Source organism: Bradyrhizobium yuanmingense (assembly GCF_025200905.1).
Taxonomy (GTDB): Bacteria; Pseudomonadota; Alphaproteobacteria; order Rhizobiales; family Xanthobacteraceae; genus Bradyrhizobium; species Bradyrhizobium yuanmingense.
This window is the reverse complement of record NZ_CP104173.1, coordinates 4,177,413-4,202,236: the sequence shown is the minus strand read 5'-3', so window position 1 is coordinate 4,202,236 and position 24,824 is coordinate 4,177,413. Positions and strand designations below refer to the sequence as shown.

26 protein-coding genes are annotated in these 24,824 nt (G+C 64.6%); 13 read left to right on the top strand and 13 right to left on the bottom strand.

Going from position 1 to position 24,824, the window contains the following annotated elements; translation table 11 throughout:
- Nucleotides 1–207 precede the first annotated feature (207 nt).
- Nucleotides 208–546: a phasin family protein gene (locus N2605_RS19755; RefSeq protein ID WP_028135884.1), complete on the top strand. Its 339-nt coding sequence runs from the start codon at nt 208–210 to the stop codon at nt 544–546.
- Between the two features lie 72 nt (nt 547–618).
- Here the strand turns inward: N2605_RS19755 and N2605_RS19750 are convergent, their stop codons facing one another.
- Nucleotides 619–1,980, bottom strand: coding sequence for a vWA domain-containing protein (locus tag N2605_RS19750; protein ID WP_074448011.1), 1,362 nt, complete (start codon nt 1,978–1,980; stop codon nt 619–621).
- A gap of 478 nt (nt 1,981–2,458) precedes the next feature.
- On the opposite strand from N2605_RS19750, the gene clpS reads away from it, so the two are divergent.
- A complete protein-coding gene (clpS, locus tag N2605_RS19745; protein WP_036015195.1) occupies nt 2,459–2,791 on the top strand; it encodes an ATP-dependent Clp protease adapter ClpS in 333 nt (110 codons plus the stop codon).
- 286 nt (nt 2,792–3,077) lie between these two features.
- Entirely contained in the window at nt 3,078–5,486 is a 2,409-nt protein-coding gene (gene clpA / locus N2605_RS19740) for an ATP-dependent Clp protease ATP-binding subunit ClpA (RefSeq protein ID WP_057029801.1), read from the top strand.
- A 78-nt stretch (nt 5,487–5,564) separates the two neighbouring features.
- Here clpA and N2605_RS19735 read toward each other — a convergent pair whose 3' ends face one another.
- From N2605_RS19735 to N2605_RS19720, 4 genes are all read right to left on the bottom strand, one after another.
- Nucleotides 5,565–6,014, bottom strand: a complete 450-nt coding sequence (locus N2605_RS19735; RefSeq protein WP_260342199.1) for a PEGA domain-containing protein — start codon at nt 6,012–6,014, stop codon at nt 5,565–5,567.
- A 123-nt stretch (nt 6,015–6,137) separates the two neighbouring features.
- Nucleotides 6,138–7,559, bottom strand: coding sequence for an MFS transporter (locus tag N2605_RS19730; protein ID WP_036025608.1), 1,422 nt, complete (start codon nt 7,557–7,559; stop codon nt 6,138–6,140).
- 132 nt (nt 7,560–7,691) lie between these two features.
- Nucleotides 7,692–8,717, bottom strand: coding sequence for an aldo/keto reductase (locus tag N2605_RS19725; protein WP_036015181.1), 1,026 nt, complete (start codon nt 8,715–8,717; stop codon nt 7,692–7,694).
- A gap of 149 nt (nt 8,718–8,866) precedes the next feature.
- Complete coding sequence (locus tag N2605_RS19720) at nt 8,867–9,823, bottom strand: AraC-like ligand-binding domain-containing protein (RefSeq protein ID WP_260342197.1); 957 nt, start codon at nt 9,821–9,823, stop codon at nt 8,867–8,869.
- 194 nt (nt 9,824–10,017) lie between these two features.
- Between N2605_RS19720 and N2605_RS19715 the strand changes: the two genes are divergently transcribed.
- Both N2605_RS19715 and N2605_RS19710 read left to right on the top strand, forming a co-directional pair.
- Nucleotides 10,018–11,034 (top strand): carbon-nitrogen hydrolase family protein, encoded by a 1,017-nt coding sequence (locus N2605_RS19715; RefSeq protein ID WP_225150152.1) that lies wholly within the window; start codon nt 10,018–10,020, stop codon nt 11,032–11,034.
- A 28-nt stretch (nt 11,035–11,062) separates the two neighbouring features.
- Nucleotides 11,063–12,103, top strand: coding sequence for a phenylacetaldoxime dehydratase family protein (locus tag N2605_RS19710; protein WP_036025605.1), 1,041 nt, complete (start codon nt 11,063–11,065; stop codon nt 12,101–12,103).
- On the opposite strand, the gene N2605_RS19705 is transcribed toward N2605_RS19710, so the two are convergent.
- A complete protein-coding gene (locus N2605_RS19705) occupies nt 12,100–12,738 on the bottom strand; it encodes an HAD family hydrolase (RefSeq protein WP_225148399.1) in 639 nt (212 codons plus the stop codon). The two genes, N2605_RS19710 and N2605_RS19705, sit on opposite strands and share 4 nt — an antisense overlap.
- Before the next feature lie 88 nt (nt 12,739–12,826).
- Between N2605_RS19705 and N2605_RS19700 the strand changes: the two genes are divergently transcribed.
- The 4 genes from N2605_RS19700 (at nt 12,827) to tsaA (ending at nt 15,549) form a co-directional block, all read left to right on the top strand.
- A complete protein-coding gene (locus N2605_RS19700; RefSeq protein WP_109143489.1) occupies nt 12,827–13,780 on the top strand; it encodes a lytic transglycosylase domain-containing protein in 954 nt (317 codons plus the stop codon).
- 157 nt (nt 13,781–13,937) lie between these two features.
- Nucleotides 13,938–14,678, top strand: coding sequence for an AzlC family ABC transporter permease (locus tag N2605_RS19695; RefSeq protein WP_225148400.1), 741 nt, complete (start codon nt 13,938–13,940; stop codon nt 14,676–14,678).
- The gene (locus N2605_RS19690; protein WP_036015173.1) at nt 14,675–15,025 is read left to right on the top strand and encodes an AzlD domain-containing protein; all 351 of its coding nucleotides are present in this window, start codon (nt 14,675–14,677) and stop codon (nt 15,023–15,025) included. Before N2605_RS19695 ends, N2605_RS19690 begins: the two co-directional genes overlap by 4 nt.
- Before the next feature lie 32 nt (nt 15,026–15,057).
- Nucleotides 15,058–15,549: a tRNA (N6-threonylcarbamoyladenosine(37)-N6)-methyltransferase TrmO gene (gene tsaA / locus N2605_RS19685; RefSeq protein WP_036015171.1), complete on the top strand. Its 492-nt coding sequence runs from the start codon at nt 15,058–15,060 to the stop codon at nt 15,547–15,549.
- Between the two features lie 142 nt (nt 15,550–15,691).
- Here the strand turns inward: tsaA and N2605_RS19680 are convergent, their stop codons facing one another.
- The 4 genes from N2605_RS19680 to N2605_RS19665 form a co-directional block, all read right to left on the bottom strand.
- On the bottom strand, nt 15,692–16,117 hold the full coding sequence (locus N2605_RS19680; RefSeq protein WP_109143492.1) for an HIT family protein: 426 nt from the start codon (nt 16,115–16,117) through the stop codon (nt 15,692–15,694).
- Between the two features lie 53 nt (nt 16,118–16,170).
- Nucleotides 16,171–17,412: a GNAT family N-acetyltransferase gene (locus N2605_RS19675; RefSeq protein WP_260342179.1), complete on the bottom strand. Its 1,242-nt coding sequence runs from the start codon at nt 17,410–17,412 to the stop codon at nt 16,171–16,173.
- 198 nt (nt 17,413–17,610) lie between these two features.
- Nucleotides 17,611–18,357, bottom strand: a complete 747-nt coding sequence (locus N2605_RS19670; RefSeq protein WP_260342177.1) for a glycerophosphodiester phosphodiesterase — start codon at nt 18,355–18,357, stop codon at nt 17,611–17,613.
- A gap of 6 nt (nt 18,358–18,363) precedes the next feature.
- Nucleotides 18,364–18,831 carry a RidA family protein gene (locus N2605_RS19665; RefSeq protein ID WP_036015166.1) on the bottom strand — a complete coding sequence of 156 codons (468 nt, stop codon included), beginning with the start codon at nt 18,829–18,831 and terminating at the stop codon, nt 18,364–18,366.
- A gap of 230 nt (nt 18,832–19,061) precedes the next feature.
- On the opposite strand from N2605_RS19665, the gene N2605_RS19660 reads away from it, so the two are divergent.
- The gene (locus N2605_RS19660; RefSeq protein ID WP_225150144.1) at nt 19,062–19,907 is read left to right on the top strand and encodes a cell envelope integrity EipB family protein; all 846 of its coding nucleotides are present in this window, start codon (nt 19,062–19,064) and stop codon (nt 19,905–19,907) included.
- 224 nt (nt 19,908–20,131) lie between these two features.
- Complete coding sequence (locus N2605_RS19655) at nt 20,132–20,533, top strand: RidA family protein (RefSeq protein WP_018646938.1); 402 nt, start codon at nt 20,132–20,134, stop codon at nt 20,531–20,533.
- 101 nt (nt 20,534–20,634) lie between these two features.
- On the opposite strand, the gene N2605_RS19650 is transcribed toward N2605_RS19655, so the two are convergent.
- The 3 genes from N2605_RS19650 to N2605_RS19640 are packed head-to-tail and all read right to left on the bottom strand — an operon-like array spanning nt 20,635 to nt 22,639.
- A complete protein-coding gene (locus tag N2605_RS19650) occupies nt 20,635–21,042 on the bottom strand; it encodes an ACT domain-containing protein (protein WP_260342168.1) in 408 nt (135 codons plus the stop codon).
- A complete protein-coding gene (locus N2605_RS19645) occupies nt 21,042–22,331 on the bottom strand; it encodes a DNA polymerase IV (protein ID WP_109143495.1) in 1,290 nt (429 codons plus the stop codon). Before N2605_RS19645 ends, N2605_RS19650 begins: the two co-directional genes overlap by 1 nt.
- Nucleotides 22,328–22,639 carry a DUF3572 domain-containing protein gene (locus tag N2605_RS19640; RefSeq protein ID WP_036015155.1) on the bottom strand — a complete coding sequence of 104 codons (312 nt, stop codon included), beginning with the start codon at nt 22,637–22,639 and terminating at the stop codon, nt 22,328–22,330. Before N2605_RS19640 ends, N2605_RS19645 begins: the two co-directional genes overlap by 4 nt.
- 242 nt (nt 22,640–22,881) lie before the next feature.
- Between N2605_RS19640 and N2605_RS19635 the strand changes: the two genes are divergently transcribed.
- Together N2605_RS19635 and N2605_RS19630 are read left to right on the top strand one after the other, a co-directional pair.
- Nucleotides 22,882–23,247: a response regulator gene (locus N2605_RS19635; RefSeq protein WP_008566616.1), complete on the top strand. Its 366-nt coding sequence runs from the start codon at nt 22,882–22,884 to the stop codon at nt 23,245–23,247.
- A gap of 14 nt (nt 23,248–23,261) precedes the next feature.
- On the top strand, nt 23,262–24,635 hold the full coding sequence (locus N2605_RS19630; protein WP_036025582.1) for a PleD family two-component system response regulator: 1,374 nt from the start codon (nt 23,262–23,264) through the stop codon (nt 24,633–24,635).
- Nucleotides 24,636–24,824 lie beyond the last annotated feature (189 nt).

The following is a 24,824-nucleotide window of genomic DNA, read 5'->3' as shown; positions in this document are numbered from 1 at the left end:
GAAGTGACCACGTCCAGGGAATCAAGGTAGGGTGGCCCGGTTTCCAAAAGCTTAAGGAACCCTTGCGGGAAACCCCGGGAATCTCTGCGATTTGCGCCGGATTTGTGCGACGCACAAGATTCTTGACTTTTTTGTGCGTTGCACTAATTTTGGGCGGAGTCAGGGAGCCGGGGCTTCCCGACGCGAGCCAGGGAAAAGGATTCCGAAATGTTCAAGGTTGAAGACTTCCAGAGCTACGGGAAAGAGCAGTTCGAGCAGTGCGTTGCCTCCGCGACCTCGGTGCAGCACGGCCTCCAGGCGATCGCCAGCGCCTATGGCGACTACACGAAGAAGTCGTTCGAAGACACCAAGTCCTTCGTCGAGAAGCTTTCCGGCGTGAAGTCGCTGGACAAGGCGATGGAAGCGCAGACCGATTTTGCCCGTTCCGCCTATGAGACCTTCGTCGCGGAATCGCAGAAGATCGCCGGCCTCTACAGCGACCTCGCCAAGCAGGCGTTCAAGCCGGTCGAGACCATCGTGTCGAAGTTCACCCCGGCCGCTCAGTAACGTCTCGAGACATCCTGGAATCGAAAAGCCCGGCTGAACCAGCCGGGCTTTTTGTTGTGAGCGATGCGACCGTCAGCGTGCGACGCGCAGCTTCGACAGCGAAGTGCCGATATCCTTGAACACCGAGACCGTCTGGCTCGCCGAAGTGACCAGATAGAACTTGTCGCTGCCGCTGGCGCAATATTGCAGCACGCTCGAGGTCGGATCGCCGCCGGTGTTCACCTGCACCGTATAGATCGTGATGTTGTTGGGCTGGGCCTTGGCGTTGTCGCAGAGGACCTTCTGGCGAGCGTCGATCTGCGAAGCACCGCTGTACCAGCGGTTTTGCGTGTTGAGACCGTCGGAGAGCAGGACGATCGCATCCTTGTAGGTGTAGTTCGTGTCCTTGGCCGGGGCATTCATGGGGTCGCCCATCGACAGCGTCATCCAGCCCCAGGCAAGGCCGATGCCCTGGTTGGTGTTGCCGGTCGGAACCAGCTTGTCGATCAGAGATTTGAGCGAGGTCCAATCGTAACTGAGCGGCATGACCGGCTGGATGTAGGCCGAATTGCTGGAGTTGCAGTAGGAATATTGCTCGGCCGGGAAAAGCGTAGCCGAATTGCTGCTCACTGGAGTCGTGTTCTTGGTGTCATAGTCCTGGTCACGATCGGTGACGCACCCGTTCCACGTGTTGTGGTTCCTCGGTGTCCAAATCTTGCCGTTGTTAACGCAGGTCCACTGTCTCGTGTAGGATGTGTTGCTACAGGTCCCGTTCACGGCCTCCCAGTCGGACCAGTCGATCCAGCTCTTCGTGTAGTTGCTGCTGCCGACGTTGACGTCCTTGGCGAACGGCACGATCGAGATGTAGACGTCGCCGTTGGTCTTCGCGAGCGCGCTGAGCTGGTCGACCAGGTTCTTCGCGGCCGTTTTCATCGCCGGCATCTTGTCGTCGTACGCCATCGATCCCGTGACGTCGAGCACCAGGGCCACGCGCATGCGCGTCAGGCCCCAGGCGCTGGTGGATGAGGTGCCGACGTCGAGGGTCGGGAAGCCGGCGATCTTCATGAAGCTCGTCGTGTAGGTGCCGGTTCCGGTCAGCTGGATCGTCGAGCCGATACTGGTGCTCGCGTTGTAGGTGGCGCCGACGCTGACCGAGGGCAGGGTCTTGGTGTCCGTGAACAGGGCGTTGAAATAGGATTGGGCCTTGGTGGAGATCTGAGACGTCGAGATGGTGCCGGCGGACAGGTCCCGTGACAGCATCAGCGCGGTGGAATCGAGGGCCGACTGCATCGCGGTGCGCGCCTGGGCCGCGCGGCTATAGTCGATCGCCGCGCCGACGAAGCTCAGCACTGGAACGAGCGCAATGGCGAAGATCACTGCGATATTGCCTTGCTCGGCCGCTGCGAAACGGGCGAGTTGTCGACCAAGGCGGCTGACGAGGGGCAGACCAGACATGACGATCCCGAAATCTGTGTTTTGCCCGATTTCGCGCCATGCCATTGAATGGCAGGTAAATTGGACCGTAGAAAAACGGAGCGTTTTGCGGAAAACCGTCGCGGCCGGGTTAACGGCCGGGTTCCTGGTCAACACGTTCTAAACGTGCCGGGCGGAAATTTTTGTCAAATCGCTCCGGATTGATTAACCTGATCAGGATCGCCCGGACCGGGAATCGGGACTGCTGCGACCGCATGGGCTGAACCCCCGCGTGCTTGCGGCGGGCCGGGGGCAGGGCCATATTGCTGGCGAGCGATCCGGCCTCGACCGCATTTGCCGGGAGAGGCGATCCAAGGCGGTGCGCCTGCGCCAGGCTCCGAAGGGCGGGGTCGCGCGGTGACCGCCATTCGCTTCCGTGGGGAATTTGAACGCCTGTGCCATGCTGCAATTGACTTCCAGCCTCGATCTGTCCGCGCCAGCCGCTGCCGACGCGCCTCGCATGAGCAATGACGACAACCGTTCGGGTACTCCCTCGGGTCCGAGCACGTCGGTCATCACCAAGGTCAAGCCCAAGACCAAGCGGCCCAACCTGTATCGCGTGCTGATCCTCAACGACGACTACACGCCGATGGAGTTCGTCGTTCACGTGCTGGAGAAGTTCTTCAACAAGGACATCGAAGCCGCGACCAAGATCATGCTGCACGTCCATCATCACGGGATCGGCGAGTGCGGCGTGTTCACCTATGAGATCGCCGAGACCAAGGTGACGCAGGTGATGGATTTCGCCCGCAAGCACCAGCACCCGCTGCAATGCGTGATGGAAAAGAAGTAAGACGGCTTGCGGCGCGTTTGAAGCCGGCTCTTGTACAAGCCGCAGTGTGATTGTCGCGTTGCGGCTGCGCGCGGTGGGCTGCAGCCGGCAAAACTACGGAATTCTGCGCCGGCGCCGATCCCGCCCAAATCGGAACGGGTTTTGCATCGAAAATGCCGCAAGTGTGTCGCCGCCGAGTCGCGGAACCGGTCTTTCGCCGCGGTCTTGTATAACTATATGTGACAAAGGTTGTTGTTGCCTGACCGGGCGATGACGATCATGATGGTGGGGGCCATAGAGGACGCGAATGCCGACTTTTTCCCAAAGCCTTGAACAATCCCTGCATCGTGCGCTGGCGATCGCAAATGAGCGTCATCACCAATACGCGACGCTCGAGCATCTCTTGCTCTCCTTGATCGACGACTCCGATGCAGCCGCCGTCATGCGCGCCTGTAGCGTCGATCTCGACAAGCTCCGTACGAGCCTCGTCAACTACCTTGAGACCGAATTCGAGAACCTGGTGACGGATGGCGCCGACGACGCCAAGCCGACCGCCGGTTTCCAGCGCGTGATCCAGCGCGCGGTGATCCATGTGCAGTCGTCCGGTCGCGAAGAGGTGACAGGCGCCAACGTGTTGATCGCGATCTTCGCCGAACGCGAGAGCCATGCCGCGTATTTCCTGCAGGAGCAGGACATGACGCGTTACGACGCCGTCAACTACATCAGCCACGGCATTGCCAAGCGGCCGGGCGTCTCCGAGGCGCGGCCGGTGCGCGGCGTCGACGAGGAGACCGAGACCAAGGGTAACGAGGACGCCAAGAAGAAGGGCGAGGCGCTCGAGACCTATTGCGTCAACCTCAACAAGAAGGCGCGCGACGGCAAGATCGATCCGGTGATTGGACGCAATTCCGAAATCAATCGCGCGATCCAGGTGCTGTGCCGCCGGCAGAAGAACAACCCGCTGTTCGTCGGTGAAGCCGGCGTCGGCAAGACCGCGATCGCAGAAGGGCTTGCCAAGCGCATCGTCGACAGCGAAGTGCCGGAGGTGCTGGCGGCCGCCACCGTGTTCTCGCTGGACATGGGCACGCTGCTTGCCGGCACGCGCTATCGGGGCGACTTCGAGGAGCGCCTGAAGCAGGTGCTCAAGGAGCTCGAGGCGCATCCCAACGCCATCCTGTTCATCGACGAGATCCACACCGTGATCGGTGCGGGCGCGACGTCGGGCGGGGCGATGGACGCCTCGAACCTGCTCAAGCCGGCGCTGGCCTCGGGCACGATCCGTTGCATGGGCTCGACCACCTACAAGGAATATCGCCAGCACTTCGAGAAGGACCGCGCGCTGGTGCGGCGCTTCCAGAAGATCGACATCAACGAGCCGACGGTCGAGGACGCCATCGCGATCCTCAAGGGCCTCAAGCCGTACTTCGAGGACTATCACCGGCTGAAGTACACCAATGAGGCGATCGAGGCGGCGGTGCAGCTCTCATCGCGCTACATCCACGACCGCAAGCTGCCCGACAAGGCGATCGACGTGATCGACGAGTCCGGCGCGGCGCAGATGCTGGTCGCCGAGAACAAGCGCAAGAAGACCATCGGCATCAAGGAAATCGAGACCACGATCGCCTCGATGGCGCGGATCCCGCCGAAGAGCGTGTCGAAGGACGACGCCGAGGTGCTCAAGCATCTCGAGCAGACCTTGAAGCGCACCGTGTTCGGGCAAGATAAGGCGATCGAATCGCTCGCCGCCTCGATCAAGCTGGCGCGCGCCGGCCTGCGCGAGCCGGAGAAGCCGATCGGCTGCTATCTGTTCTCTGGCCCCACCGGCGTCGGCAAGACGGAGGTCGCCAAGCAACTCGCGGCGACGCTCGGCGTCGAGCTGCTGCGCTTCGACATGTCCGAGTACATGGAGCGGCACACCGTGTCGCGCCTGATCGGCGCGCCTCCCGGCTATGTCGGCTTCGACCAGGGCGGCTTGCTCACCGACGGCGTCGACCAGCATCCACATTGCGTGGTGCTGCTCGACGAAATCGAGAAGGCGCATCCCGACCTCTACAACGTGCTGCTCCAGATCATGGACCACGGCCGGCTCACCGACCACAACGGCAAGCAGGTCAACTTCCGCAACGTGATCCTGATTATGACCACGAATGCCGGCGCGGCGGATCTCGCCAAGCAGGCGTTCGGCTTCACCCGATCGAAGCGGGAAGGCGACGACCACGAGGCGATCAACCGGCAGTTCGCGCCGGAATTCCGCAACCGTCTCGATGCCATCGTCTCGTTCGGCCATCTCAGCGTCGAGGTGATCGGCACCGTGGTCGAGAAGTTCGTGCTTCAGCTCGAGGCGCAGCTCGGCGACCGCGACGTGACCATCGAGCTGTCCGAGCCGGCGAAGGCCTGGCTGGTCCAGCACGGCTACGACGAGCAGATGGGCGCACGTCCCATGGCGCGCGTGATCCAGGAGCACATCAAGAAGCCGCTGGCCGATGAGGTGCTGTTCGGCAAGCTGAAGAGCGGCGGCCACGTTCGCGTCGTGCTCGTCAAGGACGAGGCCGACGAGACCAAGGAGAAGATCGGCTTCGAATTCGTCGAGGGCCCGGTCACGCCGAAGCAGGAGAAGCTGCCCGGCACCCGCAAGCGCCCGCCGGGCAAATCCAAGCCGGGTGGCCCCGGCGGCTCGAAGGGGCCGACCTCCAAGGGGCCGCTGGTCAAGGTTTGATCGGCACAGGTGACAAATCGAAAAGGCCGGCTGCAAAGCCGGCCTTTTTGTTTGCACCGATGTCTGCGCGAGGAGGCCTTACGTTCCGGCCTGCGGTTCGCGCGGCGGCCGCGGCTTTCTCGGTGCGCGCGGTGCTGCGTGCAGGACCGACGGCTGCATCGTCACGATGACCGGATTCGGCTTGTGATCGGTCGCGGCTCCGGTCGCTGCGTCGACGCCCATGCCGACGATACCGCCCAACAGGAGATTGCCCGCAAAACCCGCGGCTCCGCCCGTCTGGACGTCCCGGCTGAGCGGAACGATTTGCGGCTGATAGCCTTCCTTCTGGAAGGTGATCGAGATGTCGGCGTTCCGCTTGACGACCACGGAGCAAGGGGTCGTGCAGGTGGTCGGAACGTCCATTCCGCTGACGACGGCTTCCACGCCTGATGGTGTCGATGAAATGCTGATATTCTCCGTCGTACCGCGCGTGACCGACGCGCAGCCGCCCAGCATGACGCTGAGCGCCACAATTCCAAATGAACGCATGAAATGCCCCTTGTCCCACCGCCACTATGCGCAACCGGGGCGGGAGGGCAATAGGCCATTGCTCCGAATAGTTAAGCCACGCGGAGGTTGTGCACGACTACGCGCGAACCGGGTCGGGTCCGGCTATTCACCCCGCAGGCGCTGATCGTCCTGCACGCGGACGTGCTCGGCACCGCGCGCGCCGGCTGTGGAAAGCCGCAGCATGCTCAGCATCGCGCCGCACAGCGCAAATCCAACGCCGACAAGGAGCGCCAGCCTGGTCCCCTCAAGCGGATACCGTCCGAGCAACAGCGCCACCAGCGCCGCTCCGGTGGTCTGGCCGAGCAGGCGCGCCGTCCCCAGCATGCCGCTGGCGCCGCCGGCGCGCTCGCGCGGGGCGGCTGCGATCATGGTGCGGTTATTGGGGGTCTGGAACAGACCGAAGCCGGCGCCGGCGAGCGCCATCCGCCAGATCACGTCGAGCGGCGTTGGCGTCGCCGGCAGGAAGGCCAGCGCGCCAAGGCCGCAGGCGAATAGCGTGAGCCCAATACCGCCGAGCAGGCCGGCCGGATAATGCTCGACCAGGCGGCCGGCGAGAGGGGCCGCAAACGCCAATGCGATCGGCCATGGCGTGATCAACAGGCCCATATGCACGGCCGAATAGCCGAAGCGGCTCTGGAGATAGAAGGGGATCGCGACGAAGGCCAGCATCTGCCCGCAGAACGATGCGATCGAGGTCGCAATCGACAGCGCGAAAACGGGGATGCGCAGCAGGTCGATCGGCAAGAGCGGCGAGGTCATGTGAGTCTCGCGATAGATCAGCAGCGCACCCGCGGCGATCGCGATGACGAATTGCACGAGACAAGTGATCGCGGCCTCGCCATGACCGACGTTGTCGACCGCCGCGATGCCGACGCCGAACGTGATCGCCGACAGCCCTGCGCTCTGCCAGTCGAAGGAGCGGCTCGCGGGCTTGGTGTGCGGCAGGCTGCGCAGGCCCAGCACCAGCGTCACCACGCCGAGCGGCACGTTGATCGCGAACAACCAGGGCCAGCTTCCCACCGCGAGGATGCCGGCGGCGAGTGTCGGGCCGATCGCGGCCGAGAAGGCGACGACGAGCGCGTTGAGCCCGATGCCGCGGCCGAGCAGGCTGCGCGGATAGGTGAAACGCACCAGCGCGGCGTTGACGCTCATGATGCCGGCCGCGCCAAAGCCCTGGAGGATGCGCGCGATCGTCAGCAGCGGCAGCGTGTGGGCCAGCGCACAGAAGGCCGAGGCCAGCGTGAACAGCGCCAACCCGACCAGATAGACGCGGCGATAGCCGACGATCTCGCCGAGCGAAGCCAGCGGCAGCAGCGAGATCGTGATCGCGAGCTGGTAGCCGCTGACGATCCAGATCGACAAGGCCGGGGTCGCATCGAGATCGGCCGCGATCGTCGGCAGCGCCACATTGACGATGGTGCTGTCGACCACCGCCATGACGATGCCGAGCGCAATGGTCAGCACCGCCTGATTGCGTTGCGGCTGCGGCAGGCCGTCGGCATGCTCAATGGTGACTGTCGACATCGTGAGCGGCGTATCGTTGGCGAATCGGACTCGGCCAAATGCCGAGTATTGCGCCAACAGGGCAGGGCCGCGATAGTTCCGGAACCGGCCGCCAGCGCGCCGGCTTACCCAAGCGCGCTTGATGCAGCTGTCCTACACCGCCGGTGGATTGCGGTCGCTGAAGGTCACGCGCTGGTGCCAGTAGGGATAGGGCAGCGTCACCGTGCTCGCGGCATCGAGCTTTGCGACCTGGTCCTTGGTCAAGGACCAGCCAACCGCGCCGAGATTTTCGCGCAGCTGGGTCTCGTTGCGTGCGCCGATGATCAGCGTCGAGACCGTCGGACGCTGCAGCAGCCAGTTCAGCGCGATCTGCGAGACGCTCTTGCCGGTCTCCTTGGCGATCTCGTCGATCGCATCGACGACACGGTAGACGTGCTCGTCCGAGACGGGCGGTCCGAATTCGGCCGTCTTGGGCAGGCGGCTGACTTCCGGTTTCGGCTGACCGCGGCGGATCTTTCCGGTGAGGCGCCCCCAGCCGAGCGGCGACCAGACCACGGCGCCCAACCCCTGGTCGAGGCCGAGCGGCATCAACTCCCATTCGTAGTCGCGCCCGATCAGGGAATAGTAGGTCTGGTTGGCGACGTAACGCGGAAAACCGTGCTTGTCGGCGACGCCGAGCGACTTCATCAGGTGCCAGCCCGAGAAATTCGAGACGCCGACATAGCGGATCTTGCCGGCGCGCACGAGCACGTCGAGAGTCGAGAGCACCTCTTCGGACGGCGTGAAGGCGTCGAAGCCGTGGAGCTGGAAAAGATCGATATAATCGGTGCCGAGCCGGCTCAACGAACCGTCGATGGCTTTGAGCAGGTGCTCACGCGACGAGCCGATATCGTTGGGACCGTCGCCAAAGCGGAAGGTCGCCTTGGTCGAGATCAGGACCTTGTCCCGGCGACCCTTGATGGCCTCACCGAGCACCCGCTCGGACTCGCCGAGCGAATAGACATTCGCGGTGTCGAACATCGACACGCCGGCCTCGAGGCAGATGTCCAGAAGACGCCGCGCCTCGGTCGCGTCCGTCGTGCCCCATGCCGCAAGGCGGCCGACGCCGCCGAACGTGCCCGTTCCCAGGCTCAAGGCAGGCACCATAAGGCCGGACCGGCCCAAGCGTCGGTATTCCATCGATCTGCTCCTTGGCTGGCCGCTGATGATCGTGGCGGCCTTGGCGGCGGAAGATACTGCAAGCAGGCGCCGTGTCCTATCACCTGCTCACATACCGGCCCTGCTCGGCATGACCTGATCGTGCAGATGACAGCCGACTGGAATGCACCTCAATGCCGCAACTGGCTCTGCCGGAAGTCGCGCGGCGACATCCCGAAATGCTCGCGGAAGACGCGGCCGAAATGCGAGAGGTCGTTGAAGCCCCAGGCGAAGGCGATCTCGCTGATGTGGCGATGGGCGAGCAGAGGCGAGGCGAGATCCCTCCGACATCGGGCGAGGCGTTCGGCAAGGACATGACGCTGGAAGGAGGTGTCCTCGTCTGCGAGAAGATCGTTGACATAGCGCGGCGAGATGCCGAACGCGGCTGCGGTTTCAGCGACCGAGAGATCGGGATCGGCGAGGTGCGCGCGGATGTGCGCCTTCACTCGGTAGAGCAGGGCCGAGCGGTGGGTCGAGGACGGCAGCGATGACTTGCCGAGCCGCTCGCTCAATGCCATCGCAAGCAGATCAACTGCCTGCTCCGACAGCGCCGTAGCCGTATCCAGAGCCAAGCTATCCGCATTTTGGCAGAGCCGGACAATGAAATCATAGGCGAGCCGCTCGAGCGGTGCGTCGGCGCCAAATGACATTGCTGTCAGCGTCTCGGTGCCGCCGAGCCGCCGCTGCAGCATCTCGCGTGGGACCTTGAAGATGGTCTGCGTAAATCTGTCGTTGAACTTCAGCTCGTACGGGCGCGTCGTGTCGTAGAGCGCGAACTCGCCGGGGTGGATCACGGTCTCGCGGCCGTCCTGTACAACGCCACCGTTGCCGCGATTGCCGAGTGCGACTAGGACGAAACCCTGATCCGAGCGCGCGATGCGCGACGGTGTGCGGAAGACGTGCTGGCGGTCCGAGCAGACCTCGGAGCACACGGCCTTGCCGAGCGAGGCCTGCGTGACCGAGCCATGAAAGGCGCTGCCGAGGTCGGACTTGCAGTCGAGCCCGACGAAGACGTCGCAGACGATGTCCTGCCAGAGCGCGAGCCGCCGGTAGCCGGGACTGCCGTCTGTCGTGAACTGGATTGGCATCAGGACAGCCTCCCTTTCACATCCTGCAAAACCGCATGTTGGCGCAGATCGAGCCTGACCGGAGGCAAATTCCGTACCGGGCGATCCCTTCCAGTCGAGTTTTTGTTCCGCCGTGGTCGAGCGCCTGGCCGCCCAGCTTGGCCAAATAGACTGCATCGGACGTGGCTTGCGATCAACCGGCAATGGAGGCGGCAATGGGCATCGAACATCCGAAATACAAGGTTGCGGTGGTGCAGGCGGCACCGGCCTGGCTCGATCTCGACGCCTCGATCGACAAGTCGATCGCGCTGATCGGGGAGGCCGCGGAAAAGGGCGCCAAGCTGATCGCCTTTCCTGAAGCTTTCATCCCCGGCTACCCCTGGCACATCTGGCTGGACTCCCCGGCCTGGGCGATCGGGCGGGGCTTCGTGCAGCGCTATTTCGACAATTCGCTGTCCTATGACAGCTCGCAGGCCGAACGCCTGCGCGAGGCCGTGCGCAAGGCAAGGCTCACCGCCGTGGTCGGCCTGTCCGAGCGCGACGGCGGCAGCCTCTACCTCGCGCAATGGCTGATCGGCCCTGATGGCGAGACCATCGCAAAGCGCCGCAAGCTGCGGCCGACCCATGCCGAGCGCACGGTCTATGGCGAAGGCGACGGCAGCGACCTCGCCGTGCATGTGCGGCCCGACATCGGCCGGCTCGGCGCCCTGTGCTGCTGGGAGCATCTGCAGCCGCTGTCGAAATACGCGATGTACGCTCAGAACGAGCAGGTCCATGTCGCGGCCTGGCCGAGCTTCTCGCTCTACGATCCCTTCGCGCCGGCATTAGGGGCCGAGGTCAACAACGCGGCTTCGCGCGTCTATGCGGTGGAAGGCTCCTGCTTCGTGCTCGCGCCTTGCGCCACCGTCTCGCAGGCCATGATCGACGAGCTCTGCGATCGGCCGGACAAGAATGCGCTGCTGCATGCGGGCGGCGGCTTTGCGGCCATCTACGGCCCCGACGGCAGTCAGATCGGGGAGAAGCTGGCGCCCGATCAGGAGGGCCTGCTGATCGCCGAGATCGATCTCGCCGCCATTGGCGTTGCCAAGAATGCTGCCGATCCCGCCGGACATTATTCGCGGCCCGACGTCACACGGCTGCTGCTCAACAAGAAGCGGTACCAGCGGGTCGAGCAGTTCGCGCTGCCGGTCGACACTGTCGAGCCTATGGACATTGCGGCGGCGGCAAGCTGAACGCGGCGATCACGGGGAGGGCATCGCTATGGAATCCGCAATTCCTGCGCATCTCGAAACGCCACGCACGCGCCACAAGCGCGTGCCGGACGATTACCAGCCGCCATATCCGTCCTTCGTGGCGCGCTACAAGCCTTCGGTCAGCCGGGTCGTGATGGCCTATTTCGGTGTTCAGTATGGCGGTGCGGCACCGGAGGCAGCAATTGACGCGTTGAAAGAACTCGCAGGACTGTTCGCAATGGATGGCGGTCCGTCGCATTGGGACCGGGCAAGCTATAGAGATCAGTCCGGCAGCGAGAATGTTGTCACGGTCGCTTATTGGGACGATCTCGCACGCTTTGATGCCTGGTTCGCGCAGGCTCGCGAGATGTGGACCGGGCGGCAACGCGAAGGCATCGGTACCTTCGTCGAGGTGCTGCGTCCTATTGTGGCCCGTCACGAGACGCTGTTCTCCTCGCCCGATCGGCCGGAAGGTGTCGCCGTCGTTGCGGAGGGCATGAGCGGCGAGGTGCAGGAGCACGCCTATTGGGGCGGGATGCGCGACCGTATCCCGCTGTCGCAGACTGATGCGATGGCGCCTGGTGGCGCGCCTGAGCTGATTTGCGACGGCCCGCGGCTGAGAGTCGTGGCGCACGATAATCTCTGCCTGATCCGGTCCGGGCAGGACTGGAGCGATACGGAAGCATCCGAGCGAAAGCTCTATCTCGACGACGTCGAACCGGTGCTACGCGAAGGCATGGACTTTCTGCGCGATGATGGCCTCGCGATTGGCTGCTATGCCAACCGCTACATGCAGGTGCTGGCGGCCGACGGAAGCGCGAGCGAAAAATCCTACGGGCAGAGCTGGTGGAAGAGCCTCGCCGCGCTCGAACGCTGGGCGGAGTCGCATCCGACCCATGTCAGGATCTTCGGCGCGGCCATGAAATATCTGTCGACGCTCGGGCCGTCAGCCAAGCTGCGGCTCTATCACGAAGTGACGGTGGCGGCCGCCGACGAACAGTTCTTCGAATATCTGAACTGTCACCCGAAGACAGGCATGCTAGCGGCGGTCGAAACTGTCAGCACCTAAGCGACACAATGGCCGAGCAGCTCGGGATGTGCCGCGCAGATGTGATGCGCGCCGGCCTCCCGCAGCTCGCTTTCGCTGCCATAGCCGTAGAGCACGCCGATGGCGGTCATGCCGTTGGTGCGGGCGCCGACCACGTCGTGGCTGCGGTCGCCGATCATGAGCGCGCTGTTCGCATCGACGCTGGTCTCGTCGAGCGCGTAGCGAAGCAGGTCGCGCTTGTCGACACGCGTGCCGTCGAGCTCGGAGCCGAACACGCGTTCGAAATACGGCTTCAGGCCGAAATGATCGACGATGCGGCTGGCGTAGACGGCGGGCTTGCTGGTCGCCACGAACATGCGCTGACGTGTCGCTGCGAGCGAAGATAACGTGTCCGTAATTCCGCTGTAAGCCTCGTTCTCGAACAGGCCGATATCGCTAAAGCGCTCGCGATAGAGCAGCAGTGCTCGGTCGGCGAGCTCATCGGCTCCGGTGAGCTTGCGAAGGCTGGCAAGCAGCGGAGGGCCGATGCACCAGGTCAGTTCGTCCTCGCTCGGCACGGGAACGCCGAGCCGTTCCAGCGCATATTGGATCGAGCGGGTGATCCCGGGCTTCGGGTTCGTCAGCGTGCCGTCGAGATCAAAAAAGATTGTCACCATCGGGCATGACCGGTGTTGATACTGCCGTCTGTTGCTAGTTGGCTCTGGTTCCAAGTCAAGGTCCGATTTGTCCGATAGCGTCAATGCCATGCGAATAGCTCGGGTCATTACTGTGTTGTGCCAGGCTTTGCTGCTGGCACCGGCGCTCGCGGAGGAGGCACCCTCCACCGATGCGCCTCCGAAGGCCGAGGAACCCGAGAAGCCAGCGGAGAAACCGAAAGATGCCCGCGAGAGCGACACGCGGGAGTCGATCTGCCTGATCGTGGAGGCGGCCGCGCGCGACAATAACCTGCCGCTGGAATTCTTCGCGCGCGTGATCTGGCAGGAAAGCCGCTTCCAGGCCGATGCGGTCGGGCCCATGACGCGCAGCGGCCAGCATGCGCAGGGGATCGCGCAGTTCATGCCGGGCACTGCCAGCGAGCGCGGTCTGCTCGATCCGTTCAATCCGGTGCAGGCTTTGCCGAAGTCGGCCGAATTCCTGAATGAGCTGCGCAACCAGTTCGGCAATCTCGGCCTTGCCGCGGCCGCCTACAATGCCGGCCCCCGGCGCGTGCAGGAATGGCTCGCCGGCACCGGGCCGATGCCGGAGCAGACCCGCAATTACGTGTATGCCATCACCGGCACCAGCGTCGATGCCTGGGCCAAGGCGGGGAGCACCGGCAAGGGACCACCGAGCTCGCCGACGACGAGCTGCCGTGATCTGATCGCGCTGCTCAAGCGTGCTCCCAATCCATTCGTCGCCGAGCTCGAGCAGCATGTCGAGCTTGCAGCCGCAAAGATCTGGGGCGTGCAGCTCGCGGCCGGCTTCGACCGCAACAGGGCGCTCGCGATGTATTCCCGGGCCGTGACGAAACTGAGCACCGTGATCGGCGAGCGTGATCCGAGCTTGCTCTCCTCGGTGATGCGCAGCCGTGGCACGCGCGCGTTCTATCAGGTCCGCATCGGCGCGGATACGCGCGCCGAGGCTGATGATCTGTGCAACCGCATCCGCAAGGCGGGCGGGGCGTGTTTCGTGCTGAGGAACAGGGGTGTGGCGGGGTAGGATGAGCCGTCATTCCGGGTTCGCGCCAAGTGCAGCGCCCCCGAATGACGGCGGTGAGCCTGGCTGTCATGCATGCCAGCCCCGCCGCGCCTTTCCTTGACGCGCGCACCCGTCTCGCTCGTTATGCGGGCACGATTCCTCACCGGCCAAAGCTCCCGTGGCGCTTCCTCCGCTCGATTCACCGCAATGGAATAGTCCCTGGCGCGCCTTCGCGTGGGGACTGCGCTCGATCACGCAGACGATCCTCACCATCGTGCTGTTCGTGACCTATCTCGGCATCGGTGCGCTCGCTCACGACACCCATTTCAGCCTGCTCTGGGCATTGTGCTCGACGCTGTTCGTCTGGGCAGGTCCGGCGCAGATCATCCTGATCACCACGCTCGGCTCGGGCGCCACCATCATCCAGTCGGCGATCGCGGTGACCGTCAGCGCCATCCGCCTGTTTCCAATGGTGGTCTCGGTGCTGCCGCTGATGCGCACACCCACGACCAAGCGGCGCGATCTGATTTTCGCCGCGCATCTCACCGCAGTGACGCTGTGGGTCGAATGCCACCGCTTCCTGCCGCAGGTGCCGCGCGAACGGCGGATCGCCTTCGTCCACGGGCTCGGCTGCGGGCTCGTCTCCGTGTGCCTTGTCGCCAATATCGTCGGCTATTTCCTCGCCGCCAACCTGACGCAGACGCTTGGTGCGGCGATCCTGTTGCTGACGCCGCTGTCGTTCCTGTTCTCGACGGCGCGCAACAGCCGCGAGGTCGCCGACGTCGTCGCGCTCGTGCTGGGCATCGTGCTCTATCCGCTGGCGGCGAAGATGAACTCCGGCCTCGATATCCTCGTCAGCGGCGTGGTCGCCGGGACGATCGCTTATGGCGTGCACTGGTGGCGGGAGGTACGCGCATGAGCTTTGCGCAAGCGATCGGCGACTGGCACGCGCTGGCCGTCCTGTTCGTCGCCGGCGTCGTTCCCAACCAGATCTGGCGCATGCTGGGCCTGTGGTTCGGCGGCGGCATCGACGAGGGCTCGGAGCTGCTGGTCTGGGTCAGGGCGGTCGCCACCGCGATCCTGGCCGGCGTCATCGCCCAGATCGTGGTCCAGCCGCCGGGGGCGCTGGCCAGCGTGCCTGATGTCCTGCGTTATGGCGCGGTCGGTGCCGGTCTCGTCGTTTTCCTGCTGACCCGCCGTTCGATCTTCGCAGGCGTGGTCACGGGCGAAGTCTTCATGCTGGCCGGCAAGTGGTGGTTGGGCTAAAACCGCCAGCGAACAGCCAGGGAACAGGACATATGGTTCGCGAACAGGAGCTCCGCGAGGGCGAGGTCGCCATCGAGCTGCCGCCGACGCAAGATGCCGGCCTCGTCTTCATCGGTCGTATCCGCACGCCCTGGTCGTCGCGGCTGGAGACGCCGCGGCAGGGACGTCAGGACGGTCCGATCTGCCGCCTCGAGATCTTCGAGCCGTTCGTGCCGGCCATCAAGGGCGTCGACTTCTACAGCAACCTCGAAGTGCTCTATTGGCTCGACCGCTCGCGCCGCGACATCGTCCTGCAGAGCCCGAAGAACAACGAGAAGACCCGCGGCACGTTTTCGCTGCGCTCGCCGGTGCGGCCCAATCCGATCGGCACCTCGATCGTCAAGCTGGTCGGCATCGAGGGCAATGCCATCCTGGTGCGCGGCCTCGATTGCATCGACAACACACCGCTGATCGACATCAAGCCCGACCGCTGCGAGTTCACGCCGCTGGCCGCGCCGCAAAAGGGTGATTTCGAGACGGGGTAATCCGTCATTCCGGGGCGACGCGAAGCGTCGAGCTACGGTGCGCAATTGCGCACCTGAGAATCCATCGGGCAGCAATGACGATGGTGAGATGGATTCCGGGTTCGCGCCAAGAGGCGCGCCCCGGAATGACGAGTTGATAGAGCTACCCCTTCAACGCCGCCATCAGCTTCGCCGCGTGCGCCTGCAGCACCTTATCGTCTTCCTTGCGGCTCGCGGGCGGCAGCATGGCGACGCCATCGTGGCGGGGCATCACGTGCATGTGCAGGTGAAACACCACCTGTCCGCCGGCGGGCTCGTTGAACTGCTGCACGGTGATGCCATCGGCGTCGAACGCCTTCATTGCGGCGGCGGCGATCTTGTGCGCGCCGCGGGCGACATGGGCGTAATCGTCGGGCTTGATGTCGAGGATGTTGCGGGCAGGAGCCTTCGGGATCACCAGCGTGTGACCGGGCACGCGCGGCATGATGTCGAGGAAGGCGAAGACGTGCTCATCCTCGTAGACCTTGTAGCAGGGCAGCTCGCCGCGCAGGATTTTCGCGAAGATGTTGTTAGTGTCGTAGGCGGTCATGGCGGCGGCTCCTCGGAAGATTTGCGCTTACTGTCACCAGCCGTGGCGAGGCGTCAAGGCGCCTCGTCGGCCGCTTTGCGGAACGGGCCGAGCTCGGCGAGCTCTCGTCCGGCTTCCGCGACATAGGCGCGCTCGCGCTTGAGGTAATCGTCGATGGCGCGGCGCAGGCCAGGATCGGCGATGAAGTGGGCGGAATGAGTGGTGCGCGGCAGGTAGCCGCGCGCGATCTTGTGCTCGCCCTGCGCGCCGGCTTCGACATGCTTCAGGCCGCGCTTGATCGCGAAATCGATCGCCTGGTAGTAGCAGACCTCGAAATGCAGGAACGGGTGATGCTCGACCGCGCCCCAGTTGCGGCCGAACAGCGTGTCCGAGCCGATGAAGTTGATCGCGCCCGCAATCCAGCGATTGTTACGGCGGGCCATCACCAGCAGCACGTCCTCGCTCATGGTCTCGCCGATCAGCGAGAAGAACTCGCGCGTCAGATACGGCCGGCCCCATTTGCGCGAGCCGGTCTCCATGTAGAATGCGAAGAAGGCATCCCAGGCATCCTCGGTGATGTCCTTGCCGGTGAGCCAGTGAATGGTGACGCCGGCGGCGAGTGCATCGCGCCGCTCGCGCTTGATCGATTTGCGGTGGCGCGAGTTCAGCGTCGCCAGGAAGTCGTCGAAGCTCGCAAAGCCCTCATTGTGCCAGTGGAACTGCTGGTCGGTGCGCTGGAGGAAGCCGTGCTCGGCGAGCAGCTTCCATTCTGACTCCCGCGCGAAGGTGACGTGGACGGAGGAGGCCTTGCTGACGCCGCACAGCGCTATGAGTCCACTCGCCAGCGCCTCGGTGATACGCTCGCGATCGACGCCGTCACGCACCAGCAGCCGCGGCCCCGTGGCCGGCGTGAAGGGAACCGAGACCTGGAGCTTCGGGTAGTAGCGCCCGCCGGCGCGCTCATAGGCATCCGCCCAGCCGCGATCGAAGACGTACTCGCCCTGGCTGTGCGATTTCAGATAGCAGGGCACGACGCCAGCCACGCGGCCGCCGAGCCGGGCGACCAGATGCCGGGGTCCCCAGCCAGTCCGGATCGTGGCCGAACCCGATTTCTCGGCCGCAGAGAGAAAGGCGTGGGAGACGAACGGGTTATAGGCGGGTTTTAAGATGCTGGCGGAATCGCCTGGAAGAGCGGATGAGGTTCCCGCGCCATGGCCATTACAAGCTTTGCCCGGATTCGCGCAGGCGTCCCAATCCTCGGGCGAGACTTCGCCGATGGACGGGACGGCCTCGAGCGTGATTTCGGATGATGGCATCGTGCCCAAGATCGTGCATTGCAGCAGCGACTTCAAGGGGTGGAGAAAGCTCGCTCTCGTGCCCCGGACGCAGCGCAGCGCTCCTTCAGCGGGCGCTGCAGAGCCGGGGCCCATGTGGCAGCGCGCTCGTGGAGAGATGGGTCCCGGCTCTGCGCCGCAACGCTGAAGCGTTGCAGCTTGTCCGGGACACGCGAGGTGCTACGGCACGAACCCCTCGAAGATCATCTGGTCCGCATACCGCCCGACCCGGCTCCGCTGCTCCGGGGTGCGGACGGTCCAGCCGAGCAGGGCGCAGCCGAACAGGTTGCGGGCGATCCAGGGGGCGGGGGCCGGCAGGTGGTCGACCTTGAAGGCGACGAAATGCGGCCGGGTTTGCAAGCCGTGGCGCAAGTACAGCATGCTGTCACGCTGCTCTTGGGTGAGGTTGGCCCAGTACTCGTCCTCATAGCTGCGCTGGGCGACGATGCCGCGCGGACGATTGGGCAACAGGTCACGTAGCGCCAGCACCTGGTCGGGATCGAAGGACATGCCGACGGCGGGGCCGTCATACGAGGCCAACACCTCGGCCATCCGCTTCACCAGCTTGCGATCGCCGCCGAAATGGCTCTTCACCTCGATTACCAGGGGCACACGTCCGGCGACCATGGCGCAGAGGTCGGCGAGCGACATCATCCGCTCGTCGGTGTCCTTGAACCTGACGGCCTTCAGCTCGGTCGCGGTCTTTGCGATCACCTCGCCGGTGGCCTCGGTGAGTCGGCCCAGGGCATGGTCGTGATGGACCATAGCCTCGCCGTCGGACGAGAGCTGGATATCGACTTCAATCGCGAAATTGCCTGATATCGCCGCCTGCACCGCGCCCGGCATGTTCTCGACGATGCCGCGCGAAATGTCATGCAGGCCGCGATGGGCGACCGGCCGCGCTGTCAGCCAATCCGGAGCGCGCATTTGGCGTCAGGCGACCTCGAACACGCCTTCGACCTCGACCGCCGCATCCGCGGGCAGCGAGGCGACGCCGACGGTGGTGCGGGCGTGGCGGCCCTTGTCCCCGAAGGCGGCAACCATCAGGTCGGAGGCGCCGTTGAGCACCTTCGGCCCATCCAGGAAATCCGGGGCCGAGTTGATGAAGCCGCCGAGGCGCACCACGCGTACGACCTTATCAAGATCGCCGAGCGCCGCCTTGACCTGGGCCAACAGGTTGACGGCGCAGCCGCGCGCGGCTGCGGCGCCGTCCTCGATCGAGACGCCGGCGCCCAGCTTGCCCTTGGCGATCAGCTTGCCGGCGGGGTCGAAGCAGACCTGGCCGGAGACGAAGAGGAGGTTGCCCGTGCGCACAAAGGGCACGTAGTTGGCGACGGGGGAGGGGGCCTCGTGCAGCTTGATGCCTTGCTCCGCCAGTTTCTGCTCGACCGTGCCCGCCATGTCCGACCTCGTTGTCCAAAAATCCTTCGCTCCGGCGCGTCCCCTGGATGGCCGGGCGCGCCCTGTTTCGCCCATCGTGCCGCCACATGCAAGCAACCGGAGGGGCTGCATTTTGTTGAGGCAGGCCAGCAGGTTCAACGTGGAGGGGCAATTTACGTGGACGGCCTCAGTTGCGGCGCAATGGAACGGTCATTAAAATGTCGAATCTGCGCTTTCCTCAGGGAACAGACATGGTGCATCTTTTCCGGACTTCGCTCGGTGTGATGGCGCTTGCCGCGGCAAGTGTCGGCCTTGGCGGCGTAGCCGAGGCCGCCAACGGTCCGTTTCTCGCGCACCAGGCGCTGTATGATCTCCGCCTCGTCAAATCGCGCACCAATTCGGTCAATAGCGCCCGCGGCCGGATCCTCTACAATTTCACGGGGAACGCCTGCGAGGGCTATACCTCGGAATTCCGCCAGGTCTCCGAGCTCGACAGCGGCGAGGGCAAGGTCACGCTCAGCGACCTCCGCTCCAACTCCTGGGAGGACGCCGCCGGCAAGAGCTACCGTTTCAAGATCGAGACGCGCATGAACGAGACGGATGCCGGCCGCGTCGACGGCTCGGCCGAGCGCGACGGCGACCACATCAACGTCAAGCTCAGGCTGCCGGCGCCGAAGACGTTCACGCTCGACGGCAAGATCGTGTTCCCGACCGAGCAGATCCAGCGCATCATCGCCGCCGCGAAGGAAGGCAAATCGCTGCTGGAGCTCTCCGTCTATGACGGCTCCGATGACGGCCAGAAGGTCTACAACACGCTGACCGTGATCGGTCAGCCGATCCCCGCCGACCGCGCCACCTCGTCCGATCCGTCGACTGCGGACGAGCACATGAAGTCGCTCAAGCGCTGGCCAGTCACCGTCAGCTATTTCGACCGCGAGGCCCAGCAGAAGGAGGGCGAGCAGACGCCGGTCTATGCGATGGCGTTCGAGCTCTACGAGAACGGCGTCTCGCGCCAGCTCATGCTCGACTACAACGATTTCGTCATCTCCGGCGCCATGGGCAAGTTCGACGTGAAGGACAGCAAGCCCTGTAATTGAGGGCTAGGTCTCTCGTCGCGAGCAGCGTCGTAGGGTGGGCAAAGCGGATCGTGCCCACGCTTTCTCTCGATAATCGTTAATAGATGGTGGGCACGGCGCAAGTGCGCCTTTGCCCACCCTACGAGATCTCTCTTGGTCGCTTCGCTCCTCGCAATGACGGGGCTAGCTCTCGTCACACTCTCCCGCTACGCTCCCTCCCAACCACAAATTCGGGGAGCCAGCCCATGCCGAAGCTCGACCATCTCCGCCCCAGCGGCCTGCATCACAATCCAGCCTATTCCCACGTCGTCACCGCGACGGGGGCGCGCACGATCTACATTTCCGGCCAGGTCTCGACCGACGAGGAGGGCCGGATCGTCGGCGAGGGCGATATCGCTGCGCAGACCACCCAGGTGATGCAGAATCTCGGCCTCGCGCTGAAGGCCGCGGGGGCGAGCTATTCCAACATCGTCAAGATCACGACCTTCGTGGTGAACTACAAGCCGGAGCTGCGGCCCATCATCGGCAAGGCCCGCTCGGCCTTCTTCGAAGGCATGGAGCCGCCAGCCTCGACGCTCGTCGGCGTCTCCGCGCTCGCTGCGCCGGAATGGCTGATCGAGATCGAGGCGGTCGCGGTTGCGGATTGAGGTTTTCCTGTAGCCCGGATGAAGCGCAAGCGTAATCCGGGAAGCCTGTCGCCACGGAGCACTGTCCCGGATTGCGCTCCGCTCCATCCGGGCTACAGCTGCTATGAGTGCTTCGCCTCTGACACCTCTTGTAGAGCCGCCATCGCTTCGTCGGCTCTGTCGGACGGTACGAAGAGATGGTCGTGGTGGAACGCCGACACGGCATTCACGCTGATGCCGGCGTCGGCGAGGCGCGCCGTGATTGCCGCCAGGAAGCCGACCGCATCGAGCGCGGAGTGAACCGTGAGCGTGATCAGGCGTGAGGCGAATTCGTAGCGCAGTCCTGCGCGTTCGGCATCCTCCAGCGGTGCTACGACGGTTGTGCCCTCCGGCTCGCGGAAGATCAGGAGCGGATCGACTGCTGCGGGAATAGTCTCGTCTGCCGCGATCGTGCAAAATACGAAGGTGCCCGGTCGCAGCTCCGGCTTCATCAGTCTCAGCAGCGCATTGAGATCGCGTTCACCCGTCATCACTCCTGCGCCTTCTCCGGGCCCTCATAGGCAATGCCGCGGATCACCGCGGCGCTGCCGAACTTCTTGCGCAGGCTGTCGACCGCGCGTTCGGCGTGGGCGGCGCGGCGGTCGAGCATGTCGGTGTCATCGATCGCCGAGCCCTCGCGCAGCGCGCTGACGCCGGCGCCCATCAGGCGGAAGGCGGTGCCGTCGATTTCCTTGGCCAGCATCTCGCGGCAGATCGAGAAGATCTTCGCGGCCAGCTGCGTCGGGGCGGCGATCGATTGCGAGCGCGTGCGCTGGCGGAAATCGGCGGTCTTCAACTTCAGCGTCACGGTGGAGCCGGCGAGTTCGCTGCTCTTCAGGCGCGACGACGTCTTCTCGCAGAGTCGCCACAGGATCTTCTCCAGCGTCGCGAAATCGCGGATGTCGGTCTCGAACGTCGTCTCGCTTGAAATGGTCTTGGCGCCGCGGTCAGGCTCGACGCGGCGGTCGTCGATGCCGCGTGCGAGCCGCCACAGCCTGCGGCCCTCGCTCGGAAACTGCCGCATCATCTCGATCTCGTCGGCCTTCTGCAGATCGGCGATGATGCGGAAGCCGCGCTGCACCAGGCGTTCCTGCGTCGCGGGACCGACGCCGAAGATGAAGCCGACCGGCTTTTCCGCCAGCATCAACCGCGCTTCCTCCTGGTCGAGCGCGGCAAAGCCTCTGGGCTTGTCGAGGTCGGAGGCGATCTTGGCCAGGAACTTGTTGCAGGACAGGCCGACCGAGACGGTGATGCCGATGTCGCGCTCGACGTCGCGGGCAAAGCGCGCCAGCACCTTGGCGGGGATCATGCCGTGCACCCGCTCGGTGCCGGAGAGATCGAGGAAGGCCTCGTCGATCGAGAGCGGCTCGACCAGCGGCGTCAGCGCCTGCATGGCCTGGCGGACCTCGCGGCCGACCCGGACGTACTTTGCCATGTCCGGGCGGATCACGGTCGCATGCGGGCAGGCTTCCAGTGCCTTGAACATCGGCATCGCCGAGCGAACGCCATAGGTGCGCGCGATGTAGCAGGCCGCCGACACCACGCCGCGCTTGCCCCCGCCGATGATGACGGGCTTGTCGGCGATGTCAGGGTTGTCGCGCTTCTCGACCGTCGCATAGAAGGCGTCGCAGTCGATATGGGCGATGGTCAGGCCGGCGAGCGAGCGGTGGCGGACGAGGCGGGGGGAACCGCAGGCCGAGCAGCGCCGCAGGCCCATATCCAGATCGGCCAGACAATCCCGGCAGAAGCAGCGGGGCCCGGCCGGCTCTGGGACGCTCACGGCACGTCGCGCTCCCAGGAGGGGTCACCGAGCGCATCGCCGAGGACCTGCCGCGCCGCGGCAACGTTGGTCGGGTGCAGCTCCGCCACCTTGGCAAAGGCCTTCACCGTGGCATCGTCCCGCATCACGAAATCGAGCACGCTGAGGAGGAAATTCGGGTCCGCGGCGGCGTTGCGCAGGGTCTCCGGACCGACCCCCGTCTCGGCCAGGAACAGGCCCAGCCGCTCAGGCTCGCCCGCGACGAAGGACAGGGCCTGAATCGCAACGATTTCAGCGACTTCGCGGGGGTTGTGAACAGGCTTTTTCACGGGGACAGTTTGCCTTTCCGTTAACTTTCGGTCTCTAATTTGGAATCATCATGCCCGAGTCTCGTGCTCAAGTCTTCCGGCCCCGGACAAGCAACTGGAAACCACATCGCAGAAAGTGGACCCTCGGGCTTAACGAAACTCAAGCGAATCTGAGGCTACTTTGAATCCAGTTTTCGAAACGCCGGGAAGCGGCGTCTGAGGCGTCACATGTACCGGTCCTTCGGACCAATCAGGAGGGCGGGATGGCTAAGACCGTCCTGATCGTGGAAGACAACGAGCTCAACATGAAGCTCTTCCGCGACCTGTTGGAGGCGCACGGGTACCAGACCTCCGGCACCAGCAACGGCTACGAGGCGCTCGACCTCGTGCGCAAGATGCGGCCCGACCTCGTGCTGATGGACATCCAGCTGCCGCAGGTCTCCGGCCTCGAGGTGACGCGCTGGATCAAGGACGATCCGGAGCTGCGCGCCATTCCAGTCGTCGCGGTCACGGCGTTCGCGATGAAGGGCGACGAAGAGCGCATCCGCGAGGGCGGCTGCGAAGCCTATTTGTCCAAGCCGATCTCGGTCGGCAAATTCATTGAGACGGTCCGGCGTTTTATCGGATAGGAAGTGAGTTCACAGTGTCCGCGCGTATCCTGGTCGTCGACGACGTCCCCGCCAACGTCAAGCTGTTAGAGGCCCGCCTTTCCGCCGAATATTTCGACGTGATGACCGCCGCGAACGGCACCGAGGCGCTCGCGATCTCAAGGCGTGCCGAATGCGACATCATCCTGCTCGACGTGATGATGCCCGACATGGACGGCTTCGAGGTCTGCCGCCGCCTCAAGACCGATCCGGCCACGCACCACATTCCCGTCGTGATGGTCACCGCGCTCGACAGCCCCGCCGACCGCAACCGCGGGCTCGAGGCCGGTGCCGACGACTTCCTGACCAAACCCGTCTCCGACGTCGTGCTGATCGCGCGGGTGCGCTCGCTGACGCGGCTGAAGATGATGACGGATGAGCTGCGCATGCGCGCCATCACCTCGCTCGAGATCGGCATGCAGGCGCCCGAGCGCAGTGCGATCGCCGACACCGGCAAGGGCGGCCGCATCCTCCTGGTCGACGACCGCCAGTCCTCCTACGAGCGGCTGGCGACGATCCTCGCTGCCGAGCACACCATCGACGTCGAGCCGAACCCGACGGAGGCGCTGTTCCACGCCGCCGAGGGCAACTACGATCTCCTGATCGTCTCGCTCGACCTCAACAATTTCGACGGCCTGCGCCTGTGCAGCCAGGCGCGCTCGTTGGAGCGCACGCGCCATGTGCCGATCCTGGCGATCGCCGACCCCGAGAACTCGACACGGCTGCTGCGCGGCCTCGAGATCGGCGTCAACGACTACCTGCTGCGCCCGATAGACAAGACCGAGCTCTTGGCGCGCGCCCGCACCCAGATCCGCCGCCGCCGCTACACCGATCATTTGCGCGACAATGTGCAGAACTCGATCGAGATGGCGATCACCGACGCGCTGACCGGCCTGCACAATCGCCGCTACATGGAGAGCCATCTGGCGACGCTCGCCGAGCAGGCCGCGACCCGCGGCAAGCCGCTGGCGCTGATGATCCTGGACATCGACTATTTCAAGTCGATCAACGACAATTACGGCCACGATGCCGGCGACGACGTGCTGCGCGAGTTCGCGGTGCGCGTGCGCAAATCGATCCGCGGCATTGATCTCGCCTGCCGTTACGGCGGCGAGGAATTCGTCATCGTGATGCCCGAGACCGATCTCCATGTTGCCGGCATGGTCGCCGAGCGCCTGCGCCGCTCGATAGCGGGTGAGCCCTTCGCGATCCACAAGGGGGCCAAGCGCATCGAGGTCACGATCTCGATCGGCCTCACCACGCTCGAGCGAAAGGGCGAGGCGGTGGCCGACGTCCTCAAGCGCGCCGACACCGCGCTCTACCGCGCCAAGCACGACGGCCGCAATCGCGTGGTGTCGCAGGCGGCGTGAGGGCCGTCCGCGCAAAGTTGCGAAAACAACCCCATGCACAGTAGCCGGCGCGAGCGGAATCAATGGGTTACGCGGGTGGCGAGATAATTTGCGCCGGCAGCGGCGTCGTTTGACCCGTCGGGCAAAACAGGAGCATATTGGTAGGGTCGCGAAATGGTCCTGACGGGTAGTCAGGCGCCCGCGCTTTCT